This window comes from Kribbella jiaozuonensis (assembly GCF_005233875.1).
Classification (GTDB): Bacteria; Actinomycetota; Actinomycetes; order Propionibacteriales; family Kribbellaceae; genus Kribbella; species Kribbella jiaozuonensis.
The window spans coordinates 1,579,556-1,595,148 of the sequence record NZ_SZPZ01000002.1 but is presented as its reverse complement, the minus strand read 5'-3'; the positions used below and the strand labels follow the sequence as shown (position 1 = coordinate 1,595,148).

At 67.7% G+C, this 15,593-nt stretch carries 17 protein-coding genes; 15 read left to right on the top strand and 2 right to left on the bottom strand.

Annotated features, from left to right (window positions below):
• Positions 1–46: 46 nt before the first annotated feature.
• From FDA38_RS19210 to FDA38_RS19165, 11 genes are all read left to right on the top strand, one after another.
• Positions 47–1,618, top strand: coding sequence for a hypothetical protein (locus FDA38_RS19210; protein ID WP_137255374.1), 1,572 nt, complete (start codon positions 47–49; stop codon positions 1,616–1,618).
• Between the two features lie 72 nt (positions 1,619–1,690).
• Positions 1,691–2,626: an endonuclease/exonuclease/phosphatase family protein gene (locus FDA38_RS19205; protein ID WP_137255373.1), complete on the top strand. Its 936-nt coding sequence runs from the start codon at positions 1,691–1,693 to the stop codon at positions 2,624–2,626.
• Positions 2,623–3,069 carry a DinB family protein gene (locus tag FDA38_RS19200; RefSeq protein WP_137255372.1) on the top strand — a complete coding sequence of 149 codons (447 nt, stop codon included), beginning with the start codon at positions 2,623–2,625 and terminating at the stop codon, positions 3,067–3,069. Before FDA38_RS19205 ends, FDA38_RS19200 begins: the two co-directional genes overlap by 4 nt.
• Positions 3,070–3,123: 54 nt before the next feature.
• Positions 3,124–3,921 (top strand): hypothetical protein, encoded by a 798-nt coding sequence (locus FDA38_RS19195; RefSeq protein ID WP_137255371.1) that lies wholly within the window; start codon positions 3,124–3,126, stop codon positions 3,919–3,921.
• A gap of 44 nt (positions 3,922–3,965) precedes the next feature.
• Positions 3,966–4,409: a helix-turn-helix transcriptional regulator gene (locus tag FDA38_RS19190; RefSeq protein ID WP_137255370.1), complete on the top strand. Its 444-nt coding sequence runs from the start codon at positions 3,966–3,968 to the stop codon at positions 4,407–4,409.
• Positions 4,410–4,418: 9 nt separating this feature from the next.
• Entirely contained in the window at positions 4,419–4,829 is a 411-nt protein-coding gene (locus FDA38_RS19185; RefSeq protein ID WP_137255369.1) for a VOC family protein, read from the top strand.
• A 22-nt stretch (positions 4,830–4,851) separates the two neighbouring features.
• Positions 4,852–7,212, top strand: coding sequence for an ATP-binding cassette domain-containing protein (locus FDA38_RS19180; RefSeq protein ID WP_137255368.1), 2,361 nt, complete (start codon positions 4,852–4,854; stop codon positions 7,210–7,212).
• A gap of 84 nt (positions 7,213–7,296) precedes the next feature.
• Complete coding sequence (locus FDA38_RS19175; protein ID WP_137255367.1) at positions 7,297–7,641, top strand: VOC family protein; 345 nt, start codon at positions 7,297–7,299, stop codon at positions 7,639–7,641.
• A gap of 14 nt (positions 7,642–7,655) precedes the next feature.
• Complete coding sequence (locus FDA38_RS43430) at positions 7,656–7,781, top strand: hypothetical protein (protein WP_267901755.1); 126 nt, start codon at positions 7,656–7,658, stop codon at positions 7,779–7,781.
• A 10-nt stretch (positions 7,782–7,791) separates the two neighbouring features.
• Complete coding sequence (locus FDA38_RS19170; RefSeq protein WP_137255366.1) at positions 7,792–8,187, top strand: VOC family protein; 396 nt, start codon at positions 7,792–7,794, stop codon at positions 8,185–8,187.
• A complete protein-coding gene (locus FDA38_RS19165; protein ID WP_170989790.1) occupies positions 8,180–8,800 on the top strand; it encodes an HAD family hydrolase in 621 nt (206 codons plus the stop codon). Before FDA38_RS19170 ends, FDA38_RS19165 begins: the two co-directional genes overlap by 8 nt.
• On the opposite strand, the gene FDA38_RS19160 is transcribed toward FDA38_RS19165, so the two are convergent.
• Entirely contained in the window at positions 8,787–9,197 is a 411-nt protein-coding gene (locus FDA38_RS19160; RefSeq protein WP_137255365.1) for an Ohr family peroxiredoxin, read from the bottom strand. The two genes, FDA38_RS19165 and FDA38_RS19160, sit on opposite strands and share 14 nt — an antisense overlap.
• Positions 9,198–9,287: 90 nt before the next feature.
• On the opposite strand from FDA38_RS19160, the gene FDA38_RS19155 reads away from it, so the two are divergent.
• The 3 genes from FDA38_RS19155 to FDA38_RS19145 all read left to right on the top strand — a co-directional run bounded on the left by FDA38_RS19155 (position 9,288) and on the right by FDA38_RS19145 (position 14,533).
• Positions 9,288–10,073, top strand: a complete 786-nt coding sequence (locus tag FDA38_RS19155; RefSeq protein ID WP_170989789.1) for a helix-turn-helix domain-containing protein — start codon at positions 9,288–9,290, stop codon at positions 10,071–10,073.
• Positions 10,074–10,224: 151 nt separating this feature from the next.
• Positions 10,225–13,983 (top strand): S8 family serine peptidase, encoded by a 3,759-nt coding sequence (locus FDA38_RS19150; RefSeq protein WP_137255363.1) that lies wholly within the window; start codon positions 10,225–10,227, stop codon positions 13,981–13,983.
• Positions 13,984–14,161: 178 nt separating this feature from the next.
• Positions 14,162–14,533, top strand: a complete 372-nt coding sequence (locus tag FDA38_RS19145) for a VOC family protein (RefSeq protein WP_137255362.1) — start codon at positions 14,162–14,164, stop codon at positions 14,531–14,533.
• Between the two features lie 50 nt (positions 14,534–14,583).
• Here the strand turns inward: FDA38_RS19145 and FDA38_RS19140 are convergent, their stop codons facing one another.
• Positions 14,584–15,084, bottom strand: a complete 501-nt coding sequence (locus FDA38_RS19140) for a GNAT family N-acetyltransferase (protein ID WP_137255361.1) — start codon at positions 15,082–15,084, stop codon at positions 14,584–14,586.
• Between the two features lie 131 nt (positions 15,085–15,215).
• Between FDA38_RS19140 and FDA38_RS19135 the strand changes: the two genes are divergently transcribed.
• On the top strand, positions 15,216–15,545 hold the full coding sequence (locus FDA38_RS19135; protein ID WP_137255360.1) for a YciI family protein: 330 nt from the start codon (positions 15,216–15,218) through the stop codon (positions 15,543–15,545).
• Positions 15,546–15,593: the final 48 nt, after the last annotated feature.

Here is a 15,593-nt window from a genome sequence, read left to right as displayed (position 1 = left end):
GTAGGTCCCCTGCTGACCGCCCATCATCAGCTGGAGGCCGCCCGCCATGCCCGACATCCGCCCGTCCCGTCGTGCCGTTCTCCGCCTGACCGCAGCCGGTGCTGTCGCCGCCTCCGGCCTCACCGCGATCCCGGCGTACGCCGATGAGATCGACTACACCGCCCGGAAGACCTTCGACGACTGGGATCGGCTCTTCCAGCAGGGCGGTCCCGGCCAGCCCGACCAGCCGAACGACAACAGCAACCGCGACGGCCGCTCGGGGATGCTGGCCTGGAGCCAGTCATACGTGCTGCTCGGGCTGATCCGGATGTACGAGAAGTACCGCGACACGCACTACCTCGACCGGCTGATCGACAACATCGACCAGGTCCTCGCGGTCCGCGACAACAAACGCGGCGTCAAGGACTACCGCGGCCTGTCACTACCCGCCTGGCGCGCGGACCACCCGTACACCACCGGCTACGCAACCCTTGCCGACAGCAACGGTCAGCCGCTGCTCGATCTGCGCGAAGCCCTGTCGTACGCGGAGGACACGACGATCACCGTCACCGCCGGGACGCGACCGGACATGTTCTCGGTCCAGCTCGTCAACACCTTCAACAACCGCACGGTCACACACACCGACCTGTCGCTCGACTCGGCCAGCCCCGACTACGCGGTCAGCCGGATCTACGCGGCCGCGCCCGGACCGCTGCAGCTGACAGCGATCGACCGGCGAGCAGTTCCGCGAGCAGGCGACGTGCCCCAGCCCGGTTCGTACACGATGCGCTGCGAGCCGGTGATCTTCGCCGTCCACACCGGCATGATTACGTACCCGATCGCGAGCTTCGCGCGGATCGTGCTGAGCTCGCCGGTCCTCCGCCGGCGGTATCTGCGGAAGGCGCTCGAGTACCTCGTCGCCTGCCGCGAGGCGGTCGCGGTCCACGACTGGGAGTACCGCGACGGCGGGTACCTGATCTGGCCCAAGAGCCAGCCGCTCGCGTACGACGGGTGCGAGCAGCCGATCAACCAATCGGTCGGTCTCGGTCAGACGCTGGTCGAGCTCGCCCTGGCCACCCACGACCGCGAATACCGGCGGAAGGTCGCCGCGATGGGCCGGATGCTAGCCGGTCAGGTCACGGTCGACGCAGGTGATGCCTACCTCTGGCACTACTGGCCGACCGGCGGTCGCATCTACGACGGGTTCGTGAAGACCGGCGATCCCGAGACCGATGTTTCGATCTTCACGCCGTCCGCTGGGCCGGCCCGCCAGTTCGAGGACATCAGTCACGGGGCGATCGACGTCGAGTTCGCCGTACGGGCGTACCGGGCGCGGCTCGCGTTCACGGCGCAGGACATGGCGCGGATCGCCCGGACGTTCACCCAGAACGTGGTGACCACGGACGCCGACGGGCTGCCGGTCATCCACACCACCGTCGCCGGGACCACGGTCGGCGCGCCGTCGGTCGCGCAGCAGGCGCCGCGCTGGATGCAGGCGAACGCGTGGGACCCGCAGGTCCACGCCCAGTGCCTCGCCCTCTACAACCGCTACCAGCCGACTCCGGAACGCGACGGTCAGCAGGCCATCGGCTTCGGCTGGCTCCTTGCGAATGTCGCCTACCTGAACTGGGCCAGCTGATTCTCAGGTGCGGTGACATAGCCTGATCAGGTGGAGGGGACTGAGGTAGGGGTGGGGAGTGCTCCGTCTCGGATGGGGCGCTATACCGGAATTGTCATCGCCGGATTGTTGCCGTGGGCATGGTTCTTGCTCCGGGACCGGCTCGGCGTGGTGACCGATGTGCTGGCGATCCTGCTGCCGATGCTCGCGCTGATCGTGGCGCTGGTGGTCGGTGTGCTCGGGCGACGGCACCGAGCCGCAGTGGCTTTTGCCGTGTCGACGCTGCTGGTCGGGATCGTGGGTACGGTCGGTCCGTGGGTCCCGCACGGTTCGGGGACGGTCGACCCGAGCCGCGGTGTGCGGTTCGCCGCGGCGAACATCGGCGCCGGGGAGCTCGAAGGCGCGGACAACCTGATCGCGCAGAAGGCCGACGTACTCGTGATCTCGGAGATCGGACAGCCGCTGACCGAGCGGTTGTCCGAGGCGTACCCGGAGCACGTGGCGTACTGGAACGGTCCGGCGGTCGGTGTCTTCAGCCGCTGGCCGTTGACGGTGCTGGAGCAGCCTGGGCCGGATCTGCCGGGGTACATGCTGCGGGTCCATGCGCCGTCGGGTGACTTCGATCTGATCGCTGTCCATGTACCGAAGCCCTGGTACACGGCCGGCGGTTCTTCGTGGGACGCGCCTGCGGACACGGTTCCGTACGAGACGACGGTCGCGAATCATCACCGGCTGATCGAGCAGATCGCTCTGCGCGCGACGCGCGACGACCACCCGGTGGTGATCTCCGGCGATATGAACACGACCGACCGCGGTCGCGACTACCGCGCGCTGGCCGACCCGATGACGGACGCGATGCTGAACGGATGGGGACGGCCGTCGCAGATCGGTCGGTGGGCGGCGCTGTTCGTCCGGATCGACCACCTGTTCGTCAAGCCCGGGTGGTGCTCGGACGACACGGGCTGGTTCAAGGTGCCGATGTCGGATCATCATGGTCTGGTCGCGACGATCGGACCATGTAAGACATGACTGAACTCGAACAGTTGGTGGAGACCCTCGACGGGCTGCGGGCCGGCGTACTGAAGAAGCTGGCCGGCCTGAGCGAGGCGGACGCGCGCCGCAGTACGGTCGACTCCGGGACGAACGTGGCCGGGCTCGTTCAGCACCTGACGTTCGTCGAGTCGCTGTGGATCGAAGAGATCGCCGCCGGCGGCAAGGCCTCCCGGGGCAAGCGCTCCATGCAGGTCGATCCCGAGATATCGCTCAAGACACTCCGCGCCGACTACAAGGCCGCCTGCGCCACCTCCAACGAGATCATCGCCAAACTCGGCGACCCGGAGGCACCGGTCACGCGCAACGGGAAGACCCACAATCTCCGCTGGGCCGTCCTCGCCGTCATCAACGAAACCGCCCGTCACGCGGGCCATGCCGACATCATCCGCGAACAGGTGGACGGGACCACCGGCCGCTGACCCACTGCTGTGACATCTTGTCGTCGCCGATCTGGAACTACGTGAAGGACGCCGATGTCACAGCAGTACGTCGAGCCAGGCTCGTACCGCAATCCGTCCGACGACGCCTGGTGGCGCCGGGCCCTCGATGCCACCGGAGCCACGATGCAGCTTCGTGCCTTCGAGCAGGACGGTCGCGAGGTCAACTGGTCCGATGCCGTGATGAACGCGAGCGCCGCGGCGGCCATGGGACTGCGCGGGAACAACAACGAGCGCTGGGCCAACCTGCCGTCAGGCCCGCTCGGCAACCTCTCCGACGGTTTCGCCCAGCGGCTCGCCGAGGAGTACATCGAGAACGGCCGCATGGGCTACCACATCGACAACACCGAGTTCCTGCCGAACGTCCGGATGCACATGGCGCGCGGGGACATCGACCGGACGCTCGAGACAGCGGCCACCTCGATCGTCACCTCCGCCGATCCTGGTGAGCACGGCGAACGCTGGCATCACCCCGACCCCGACCTGGTCAGCGACGTACGCAACGCGATGAGCCGGCAACTGCTCGACGGTCGGTACGCCGATGGCCAGGTAGCCGGCAGCGAAGCCGTCGCCGACGAGAACTTCGCCTACCGCCTCGGCTACGCGACGGCCGACGCCGGTGTGAAAGCGGTGAACGCGGGCATCGCGGCACGCCCGGACAAGGAGCTCGCGCGGACTGTCGAGCAAGCCCTCGGGGCTCAGGCTGCGCCGCGGGTGGCGGCGGCGGGCGAGCGGACCGACGGCGCGGGCGCCCGGGCGGCGAGCGGTGGCGCGGCTGCGGCTGCGTCTGCGTCTGCGGTGAAGGAGACCGGCGCCGCGCCGTTGACGCGCTAGCGCGGCGGGTGACTTCGGTTGCCTGACCTGGCAGGATCTACACCGTGAGTAGTGGTACGACGGATGAGCAGCGCCTCGCGGATCTGGCGCGGCTGCGGCGGGTCAAGGACCGGATCGACCGGGATTACGCGCAGCCGCTGGACGTCGACGCGCTGGCCCGTGGTGCCCACATGTCCTCGGGGCATCTGAGCCGCGAGTTCAAGCGTGCTTACGGAGAGTCGCCGTACGGGTATCTGATGACGCGGCGGATCGAGCGGGCGATGATGCTGCTGCGGCGCGGCGGGATGAGCGTCACCGACGTCTGCTTCGCGGTCGGCTGTCAGTCGCTGGGCACGTTCAGCACCCGCTTCGCCGAGCTGGTCGGGATGCCGCCGAGCCTCTACAAGGACCGCGCCGGCGACGCCACCCTCGGCATCCCGTCGTGTGTCGCGAAACAGGTGACCCGACCGATCAGGAATCGAGAAGCATCTCCCACGTCCGGCACGTAGTTTGACGCCATGGAGATCAAGATTCACGCCAGCTTCCTGCCGCACACCGATCCCGAGGCGTCCGTCCGCTTCTACCGTGACCTCCTCGGCTTCGAGGTCCGGCTGGACGTCGGGTACGAGGGCATGCGCTGGATCACGGTCGGGCCGCCCGGGCAGCCGGACACCTCGATCGTGCTCACGCCGCCGGCCGTCGATCCCGGGCTCACCGAGGACGAGCGCCGTACCATCGCCGAGATGATGGCGAAGGGCACGTACGCCACCGTCGTACTGCAGTCCGACGACCTCGACGGTCTGTTCGAGCGGCTGCAGGCCACCGACGCCGAGGTCATCCAGGAGCCGATGGACCAGCCGTACGGCGTCCGCGACTGCGCGTTCCGGGACCCGGCCGGGAACCACGTCCGTATCAACCAAGCCTCCTGAACCGACCCTGGGGAGAACAGCCATGAGCCGCGACGAACACGTTGCCGACAGCCACGACATGATCCGGGTCACCGGCGCACGGGTGAACAACCTGAAGGACGTCAGCGTCGAGATCCCGAAGCGCCGGCTGACCGCGTTCACCGGCGTGTCCGGCTCGGGTAAGAGCTCGCTGGTGTTCGGCACGATCGCGGCCGAGTCGCAGCGGCTGATCAACGAGACGTACAGCGCGTTCGTGCAGGGCTTCATGCCGACGCTGGGCCGCCCCGAGGTCGACGTACTCGACGGTCTGACCACCGCGATCCTCGTCGACCAGGAGCGGATGGGCGCGAACCCGCGCTCCACCGTCGGTACGGCGACCGACGCGAACGCGATGCTCCGGATCCTGTTCAGCCGGATCGCGAAACCGCATGTCGGCCCGCCGACGGCGTACTCGTTCAACGTGCCGAAGCGGACCGCGACCGGCTCGATGACCGCGGACAAGGGCGCCGGCGAGAAGAAGGTCGTCCGCGAGCAGGTGTACGCCGGCGGCATGTGCCCGCGGTGTGAGGGTATGGGCTCGGTCACCGACTTCGACCTGACCGCGCTGTACGACGAGAACAAGTCGCTGGCCGAGGGTGCGCTGACGATCCCGGGCTACAGCATGGATGGCTGGTACGGGCGGATCTTCCGCGGCTCTGGCTTCTTCAACATGGACAAGCCGATCAAGAAGTACACCAAGAAGGAACTGCACGACCTGCTCCATCGGGAGCCGACCAAGATCAAGGTCGAGGGCATCAACCTCACCTACAACGGCATCATCCCGGCGATCCAGCGGTCGTTCCTGTCCAAGGACGTCGACGCGATGCAGCCGCATATCCGCGCGTTCGTCGAGCGTGCGGTGACGTTCACGACCTGCCCGGACTGCGGCGGGACCAGGCTCGGCGCCGAGGCCCGGTCCTCGAAGATCAAGGGCAAGAACATCGCGGACCTGTGCGCGATGCAGATCACCGACCTGGCCGCGTGGATCCGGGACGTGAAGGAGCCGTCGGTCGCGCCGTTGCTGAAGGCACTCGGCGAGGCGCTCGACTCGTTCGTGAACATCGGGCTCGGGTACCTGTCGCTGGAGCGGCCCGCGGGCACGCTGTCTGGCGGTGAGGCGCAGCGGACGAAGATGATCCGCCACCTCGGGTCGTCGCTGACCGACGTGACGTACGTCTTCGACGAGCCGACGATCGGTCTGCACCCGCACGACATCCAGCGGATGAACGACCTGCTGCTGCAGTTGCGGGACAAGGGCAACACGGTGCTGGTCGTGGAGCACAAGCCGGAGACGATCGCGATCGCAGACCACGTCATCGACCTGGGCCCGGGTGCCGGGTCCGGTGGTGGTGAGGTGGTGTTCGAGGGGACGCTCGACAAGCTTCGTACCAGCGGGACGCTGACCGGTCGGCATCTGGACGACCGCGCTTCGTTGAAGGAGTCGTTCCGGTCGGCGGCCGGCGCGCTCGAAGTGCGTGGGGCTTCGACGAACAACCTGCAGGACGTGGATGTCGACGTACCGCTCGGCGTGCTGGTTGTGGTGACCGGCGTGGCGGGGTCGGGGAAGAGTTCGCTGATCCGCGGGTCGATCGCCGATCGTGACGGTGTGGTCGCGATCGATCAGGGTGCGATTCGTGGGTCCCGGCGGAGCAACCCGGCGACGTACACCGGGCTGCTCGACCCGATCCGGAAGGCGTTCGCGAAGGCGAACGGGGTGAAGCCGGCGCTGTTCAGCGCGAACTCCGAGGGCGCGTGCCCGGCGTGTAAGGGCGCGGGCGTCATCTACACCGAGCTCGGCGTGATGGCGACGGTCGAGTCGCCGTGCGAGGAGTGCGAGGGGAAGCGGTTCCAGGCCGCCGTACTGGAGTACACGTTCGGCGGGAAGAACATCGCGGAGGTGCTCGCGATGCCGGTGGCGGAGGCGTTGCCGTTCTTCACCGAGGGTGACGCTCGGACTCCGGCCGCTTCGGCGATCCTGGCGCGGCTCGCGGACGTCGGGCTCGGGTACGTCTCGCTCGGCCAGCCGTTGACCACGCTGTCCGGCGGTGAGCGGCAGCGGCTGAAGCTGGCGACGCACATGGGGGAGAAGGGCGGGATCTACGTCCTCGACGAGCCCACCACCGGTCTCCACCTGGCTGACGTCGAGCAGCTGCTCGGGCTGCTGGATCGCCTCGTTGACGGCGGCAAATCCGTCATCGTCATCGAGCACCACCAGGCCGTCATGGCGCACGCCGACTGGATCATCGACCTCGGCCCGGGCGCCGGCCACGACGGCGGCAAGATCGTCTTCGAGGGCACTCCGGCGGAGCTGATCAAGAAGCCGAAGACGCTGACCGGGAAGCATCTCGCGGAGTACGTGAGCTAACCGGTCAGGAATCGAGAAGCACCGGCGAGTCGGCCCGACTAACGTGACAGTCAGTAAGCGAAACCCGAGTTTGGAGATGCTGAAATGACTTCCACGCAAGGCGTCAAGACGATCCTGCACCCGGTCACCGACCTCGAGAAGGCCAAGCCGGTGTACGCCGCGCTGCTCGGTGTCGAGCCGATGGCCGACTCGCCGTACTACGTCGGCTTCGAGGCCGAGGGCCAGCAGATCGGCCTGGTCCCGAACAGCGACATGACCTCGCCGACGGCGTACTGGCACGTCACCGACATCGAGGCGAAGATCGCCGAGATCACCGCCGCCGGCGGCACCCTGAAGGACGCTCCGAAGGACGTCGGCGGCGGCCGCCTGGTCGCGACCTTGACCGACCCCGACGGCAACATCCTCGGCATCCTGCAGGACCCGTCCTGATCACCATGTGCCTGATGCCGAGGATCTACCTCACCGCCATCTACGGCGACCCCGAGCAACAGGACGCCGCTTCCGAAGCGGGTGCCCCGGTGGAGGAAGCACCTCAGCCGACAGAGGAAGCAGAGCTGGTTCCCGCCTAAGCTCGTCCGCATGATCGCTCAGGTCCAGGTCAATCTGTTCTGCGCCGATGTGGATGCCTGCTTGGCGTTCTACGAGCGCCTCGGTCTGACCGAAGCGTTCCGGGCACCGGCATCCGGCCCGATCCAGCACGTCGAGGTCGAGGCCGCCGGCATCCGCATCGGCCTCACCTCGGCCGAGGTCGCGAACGGGCTCGTCGACCTCGGCGTGGCCCCCTCAGGTACGCCGTCCACCGAGATCGTCTTCTGGTGCGACGACGTCGACACCTTCTACGACCACGCAGTGGCGGCCGGCGGTACGTCCGTCGTACCGCCGGTTGATTCGACGGACAATCGGCTGCGCTTTGCTTGGTTGCGAGACCCCGATGCTCACCAGGTGAAACTCGTGCAGAATCGCTCGCATGGCTGAATCCGTGGTGCGGCATGTGTTGTTCGATGCGGATGGGGTGCTGCAGGATCTGCCCGGTGGTTGGTATGCGGCGATGGAGCCGTATGTCGGGGAACGGGCTCGGGACTTCCTGCATGAGACGTGGTCCGACGAACTGCCGATGCTCGCAGGTCGTGGTGACTACATGCCGGTGCTCGAGGCGTCGTTGGTGCGGTACGGGGTGAGCACGCCGGCCACCGAGGTGTACGACGCGGTGTGGAAGAACATCGTGCTGATCGAGGAGTCGCTGGAGATCGTACGAGCGTTGAAGAGCAGCGGGTACGGCGTACATCTCGGCACCAACCAGGAGTGCTACCGCGGCGAGCACATGCGGACGGTCCTCGGGTACGACGATCTCTTCGACGTCAGCTGCTACTCGTACGACCTCGGCGTGGCCAAGCCGGATCCGGCCTTCTTCACCCGCGCCGCGGAACGCATCGGCGCCGACCCGTCGACGATCCTGTTCATCGACGACACCTCCCGGAACATCACCGGCGCCCGCACCGCCGGCCTCCACGCCGAGCTGTGGGACTTCACCCAGGGCCACGACCTCCTGCACGAGATCCTGACCGGTCAAGGAGTCACTCGGCGATAACGTCTACCGAGATGTTGCCCTGGACGGCCCGCGAGTAGGGGCAGGTGGCATGCGTTGCCTCAAGCAACTTCTTGCCGGGTTCACCGTGGAGATGATCCGGTAGCTCGACCCGCAGTACGGCGGCCAGGTCGAATCTGCCGGGCGCGGGTACCAGGCTGACCTCCGCGGTGACGGCGACGTCCTTGGCATCCAGGCCGCGGTCCTTGGCGATGAGGCCGAGCGTCGTGGAGAAACAGGCCGCCCAGCCGGCGGCGAAGAGCTGTTCGGGGTTGAGACCGTCGCCGGTTCCGCCCATTTCCTTGGGGAAGGCGAGGTGTACGTCGAGCTGCCCGTCGGCGGTGACGGCGCGGGACTCGCGGCCGGATGAGGTTGCTACTGCTGTGTATGTGGGGTTCATGTCGTCAACGATCCGGGGCGCCGGGGGAGAGGTTCAATTACCTCCTTGTTAATGGCTGGTTGCCACCTCGCGCCGTACCCTGAGGTTGTTATGACAGTCCTGGATGAGCCGCAGACCGTTGGTGAACTGCTGCGGTTCTGGCGCGTCCTTCGGCGACTCAGTCAGCTGGAGTTGGCGCTCGAGGCCGAGGTTTCGACGAAGCATCTGAGCTTCGTGGAGACCGGTCGTGCGCAGCCGAGTCGTCAGCTGCTGGTTCATCTTTCGAACCATCTCGACCTGCCGATCGGTGAACGTAACCGGCTGCTGCTGGCGGGCGGGTTCGCGCCGCTCTATCTCGATCAGCCGTACAACTCGGAGGCGATGCTGCCGTTGCGCGAATCGCTCCGGCGGCTGCTCGACGCTCACCTGCCCAACCCGGCGCTGATCGTCGACGGCCTGTGGAACCTGATCGACGCGAACGCTGCGGCGTCGCTGCTGTGGGCCGGCGTGGCGCCTGACTTGCTGAAGCCGCCGATGAACATGCTGCGCCTGTCGGTGCACCCCGGCGGCCTGCCGAGCATCTCGTCGATGACGGCCGCGTGCAGTCTCCCGCTCATCCACCAACTGAAACGCCGGAGCCGCGACACCGCCGACGACGCTCTGGCCGAGCTCCTGGACGAGGTCGAGCCGTACCTGCCGGACGCCCCGCCGACAGCCGCGGCCCAGCAGCCGATGGTCACCCTCGACCTCAAGACCCGCCTCGGCCCGGTCCGCCTCTTCACCCTGATCGCCACCATCGGCGCCCCACTGGAAGTAACAGCCGCCAGCCTCGCAATCGAAACCTTCCTCCCAGCCAACACCACCAGCGCCGACCGCCTACAACAGCTCATGAGCTAGTCAGCTTCTGCAGAAGGAGCGGCCGGTGTAGCAGACCTGAGTGTGTGCCCATTTTTGCCAAATCGTGGTGGTGCTGGCGAAAACGGGCAATTCGTTTACTCCTGTCTCCGGTGCTGATCAGATTTCGGTCACCCAGACCACCGGAGGACACATGCTCTCTTCTGCCCGTCGGCTGCTCGTGCCGGCTGCTGCGCTTCTCCTGGTCGCCGGTCTTGCCACTCCGACGGCGGCCGGCGCCGAACCTCCACCACCTCTCCCGACCGCCGGCGGCGCCGCAGCGGCAGGGGAGACACCCCTCGAACTCACGCTGATCACCGGCGACAAGGTCACCGTCGCGCCCGGTCCCGGCCGCGCCGTGTCGGTGCAGGCCGTCGAACGCGCCCCGCGGTCGACCGGACCGGTACGGGTCAGCGTCGAGAGCGGCGACACGTTCGTCTACCCCGGCGCCGCGATGCCGTACCTGGCGACCGGGCAGCTCGACAAGCAGCTGTTCAACGTCAGCGAGCTGGTGGCCCAGGGGTACGACAACGCCCGCAGCAAGAACCTCCCGCTGGTCGTCACTGGCTCGCCCGGCGTGGCCGCCAAGTCCGCGCGCCGCTCGGCGCTGCCGGGCACGACCACCACGCTCGAGCTGCCGTCGGTCGGCGGCGCGGCCGTCAAGGCCGAGAAGGCGGAAGCGCCTGCGCTCTGGTCGACGCTGACCGGGCAGACCGGCCCGCAGGCGAAGGCGACCGCCGCCGCGGCGCCCTCGTTCGCGGCGGGGATCGGCAAGGTCTGGCTCGACACCAAGGCGCAGACGATGCTCGCCGACACCACCACTCAGATCGGCGCACCCGCGGCGTGGGCGGCCGGCGTAACCGGCAAGGGCGTGCGGGTCGCGGTACTGGACTCCGGTGTCGACCTGGGGCACCCGGATCTGGCACCGCGGATCGTGGCGACCAAGAGCTTCGTAGCCGGTCAGGACGTCGTCGACCGCAACGGTCACGGCACGCACACCGCGTCGACCGTCGCCGGTACCGGCGCGGCCTCGGACGGCAAGGAGCGTGGCGTCGCACCGGACGCGGATCTCATCGTGGGCAAGGTCCTCGGCGACAGCGGCTCCGGCCCGATCTCCGGGATCATCGCCGGGATGGAGTGGGCGGCGCGGACCGAGCACGCCAAGGTGATCAACATGAGTCTGGGAACGGCGGCCTGGCACACCCAGGACGATCCGCTGAGTCAGGCCGTGAACGAGCTGAGCGCCGAGACTGGTGCCTTGTTCGTGATTGCCGCGGGCAACTCGGGGAGCAGCCCGTACAGCGTCAGCTCACCGGGGACCGCGGACGCCGCCCTGACCGTCGGGGCTGTGGACGGTTCGGACCAGCTGGCCGACTTCTCCAGCGTCGGCCCGCGGCTGATGGACGACGGCCTCAAGCCCGACCTGACCGCGCCCGGCGTCGACGTGCTGGCCGCGCGATCGCAGTACATCAACGACGGCGGCGAGGGCTACTACCGGACGGACAGCGGTACGTCGATGGCGGCTCCGCACGTCGCCGGGGCGGCCGTCCTGCTCGCCGCGCAGCACCCGGACTGGACCGGGCAGCAGCTCAAGGACGCGCTGATGAGCACCAGCAAGCTGACGCCCGCGTACACGCCGTACCAGGCGGGGACCGGACGCGTCGACGTGGCGGCGGCCTCGCTGCACGGTCAGGTCATCGCCACCGGATCGGTCGACGCCGGGCTCGTCCCGTGGTCACCGAAGCCGGCCCGGACACCAGTCGAGCGGCAGATCAGCTACCGCAACACCACGGACCAGCCGATCACCCTGCAGCTGTCCACCGACCACGCCGGGATCTTCCACCTCGCAGCAACGCAGGTGACAGTGCCTGCGCTCAGCGTCGCCACGGTCGGCTTCACGGCGGACCCGAACGGACTGGCTCCCGGCCAGTACGCCGCCCAGGTCATCGCCAGTTCTCCGACCGGCACCGTGCACACGGCCGTCGGCCTGGCCGTCGAGCCGAAGAAGTACAACCTCACCGTCCAGCTGAAGGACCAGGCCGGCAAGCCGGTCAGCGGTGAGGTCGAGGTCACCGGCGCGGACGGGAAGTCCACCGTACTGTGGGCAACCGACGGCAAGCTCAGCAGCCGCTGGGCGCCCGGTTCGTACACGATCGTCTCGACCCTGGACGTGCCCGGCAGCAACGGCCCGCACTCGCTCGGCCTGGCTTTCCTGACCGCGCCCGAGGTCGACCTGACCGCGGACCGGACCGTCGTCCTGGACGCGTCGCGGAGCCGTCCGATCAAGGTCGACACGCCCAAGCCGACGACCGTCACCACGAGCAGGTTCGACCTCTTCCGGTCGTTCACCTCGGCGCAGCCGACCCCGGACGACAGGTCGGCGCTGCACGAGATCTTCATGCCGCCGCCGGACTACGACAGCTTCTGGGCGCTGCCGACGAAGAGCAAGGTCCGCACCGGCAGCTTCGTGCTGACCACCCGGTTCCGGGCCGAGCAGACACCGTTGACGATCAGCTACGACGGCCGCAGCCTCGACGACTCGCTGCTCGTCCAGCCCGGCTCACCGGCGTTCCGCGCCGGCACGACGCGCGCCACGGCTGTCTTCGCCGGCACCGGCACGCCCGCCGAGTACGCCGGTCTGGACGCGCGCGGCAAGGCGGTCGTCGTACGCAACAGCATCGACGTACCGCCCGCGGACCGGGCTGCCGCGGCGCACGCCGCGGGCGCGGCCATGCTGCTCGTGGTCAACGACGGTATCGGCCGTTACAACGACTGGTACGGGGGAGAGGACGGCCAGTCCCTCGGCCTGATCCCGACGGCGTCGCTCACCGTCGACGACGGCGAGGTCCTGATCAAGAAGCTCAGCGCGCGCCGGACCGAGCTGACGGTCGCGGCGAACCCGGTGCCGTCGTACCTGTACGACCTGGTCGACTACCACCAGGGCAAGGTTCCGGACGACCCGTCCGCGGCCACGGACCCCGGCAGCCTCGCCCGCATCGAGAACGACTTCGCTCCCACGAACGGGCAGCAGGTCCTGGAGAGCCGCGAGGACAGCCCGGCGTACGAGTACTTTCCGGCCGCGTTCCCGTACGCCGTCTTCGGGTCGATCCGGGTACCGCGGTTCCCGGCGAAGCCCGCGGTGGGGCACCGGACGGACTGGGTGTCGGCGGGCGTCAAGTGGCAGCAGTACGCCGCGATCAACGGCTGGGCGACATTCACCGACATCACGAGCTACCAGCCGCGCAGCGTGCAGAGCCAGCGCTGGTTCGGCCCGATCGTGCGGCCGCGGATGCTCGAGTTCGAGCTCCCGCACCGGGTCGGCAACGCGATGGGCGGCATGATCGCCGGGTTCGGTGACGGCGGGTCCGCGCACAGCGGCGACTCGCTGATGACGCGCAGCTTCGCGCTGTACCAGGGCGACGAGAAGCTGGTCGGCAACGGCCCGCGGCCGGACTTCGGCGTCGGCGACCTGGCGCCGGAGAAGCGGCCGTACCGGCTGGTGGCCGACACCGTCGGGAACGCCGAGCTGACGCCGTACTCGACGAGCACGCACACCGAGTGGAGCTTCACGTCCGGCGAGGCGGAGAACCAGCCGCTGCCGCTGGCCCAGCTCGACTACGGCGTGGACGTCGACGCGGCCGGACGGGCGAAGCGGAACTCGGTCTTCACCGTCAAGCCGGTGGTGCTGGGCAGCACCGCCCGGCAGGACGCGGTGGTCTCGGTCGATCTGGAGGTCTCGTACGACGACGGCGCGACCTGGCAACGGCTGCAGCTGAAGGAGAACAACGGCAGCTGGGACACGCGCCTGCAGGCGCCACCGCGCGCCAGCCAGGTCTCGGTACGAGTCACCGCCAAGCAACGCAACGGCGGCGGCATCAGCCAGACAATCATCCGGGCCTTCGGCCTCAGATAACGCAACGGAAGGGCTACTTGCCTCACACAAGTAGCCCTTCCGTAACTGGCAGGAACGGCAGTTGATGAGCCCGGAGTAGCACCCGGGGCCTGTGCCAGCCGACCGCCGAGTCGCGGACGAGTGCGCGGGCAACAGAAAGTCTGTCGCGGGGGCAGGCCCTGTTGCGTACGGTTCCGAGATGGAAATCGTCGTGACACTCGACTGCATCGACACCGAAGCTCAAGCAGGATTCTGGCTGGACGTGCTTAGACCACTGGGGTATCGACGAGCCTTCGACGCACCGCCGTATCTCAGCCTGACCACGCCCAGCTCAGCACCGACCCTGCTGCTGCAGGCAGTCCCGGAAGTCAAGCAGGGCAAAAATCGAATGCACCTCGACCTCCGGGTGGAAGACTTACCGGCCGAGCTAGAAAAACTGGAGCAGCTGGGCGCGCGGCGGCTCTCCAACGAACTCACTGAACACGGCTTCCGTTGGGTCGTTCTCGCTGACCCAGAAGGAAACGAATTCTGCGTCTTCGTTCCGCCGAAGACCTCAGGTACGGCGGGATAGGCCAGCTCAGTTCCGCCCCCGTGCTTTAAGCGCCGATAATGGACATTATGTCAACTAGCGGCTGGAGACCACTTCCCTAGCCACTGTTCGGCGCCGTACTCCTCGAAGCGGTCGAGTTCGGTGAAGCCGAGTTTCTCGGCGACGCGCATCGAACGTGCGTTCGCGGTTTGTGTCGTCAGTACGACGGATTCGCCAGGACGCACGTCGGCGAACCAGTCGAGTGCTGCAGCACATGCTTCAGCGGCATACCCGTGACCCCAGGAATCCGGCAGGAACATGTAGCCGAGCTCAGCCTGTCCGCCGTGCGGGCGTTCTGCGTCCCGCTTGTCGAGCGTGACGAAACCGATCATCGCGCCGTCGAGCTCCACCACGAACAATCCAGGGCGTCGCTTCGGAGCATCGGGGATGGCGGCCTCGAGTTCGTCACGCGGGCGCGGGCCGCCGATGTAGGTGCCGACTTCCGGTGACGTGAACAGTTCGATGACCGGCGTACGGTCGCGGGCCTCGGGTTCACGCAGTACGAGGCGCTCGGTCTTGATGGGGTCGGGCATGGCGGGCAACGTACCAAGGGTGTGGCTCTCCCCCGGCGGCTCCGAAAGTTTCTTCGGACAGGGTTGTCGGATCGGTGGGCGGGCGTTCGTGGATCTGGTGAACGCCGCCACAGCGAAGGAGATGGTTCTGAATGAAGTATCTGATGTCTGTCATCGATGACGAGAGCACTGGGTACGACGAGGACGGTTCGGGTGCCGTCGAGGCCTTCAACGAGCGGATCGGGGCCGAGGGGTACCTGGTGTTCGTGGGCGGTCTCGACTCCCCCGCCACAGCCACCGTTGTCGACAACCGCGGCGACGCGGCGATCTTCACCGACGGGCCTTATCTGGAGTCGAAGGAGCATCTCGGCGGGCTCTGGATCATCGAGGCCGCGGACCTCGACGTCGCGCTCAAACTTGCCGCGGAAGCGTCGCTGGTCTGCAACCGCAAACTCGAAGTACGGCCGTTCGCCGACGAATGAATCGCGGACCGGATACGGTTTCCGAAGAATTCACCACGGGAGATGATG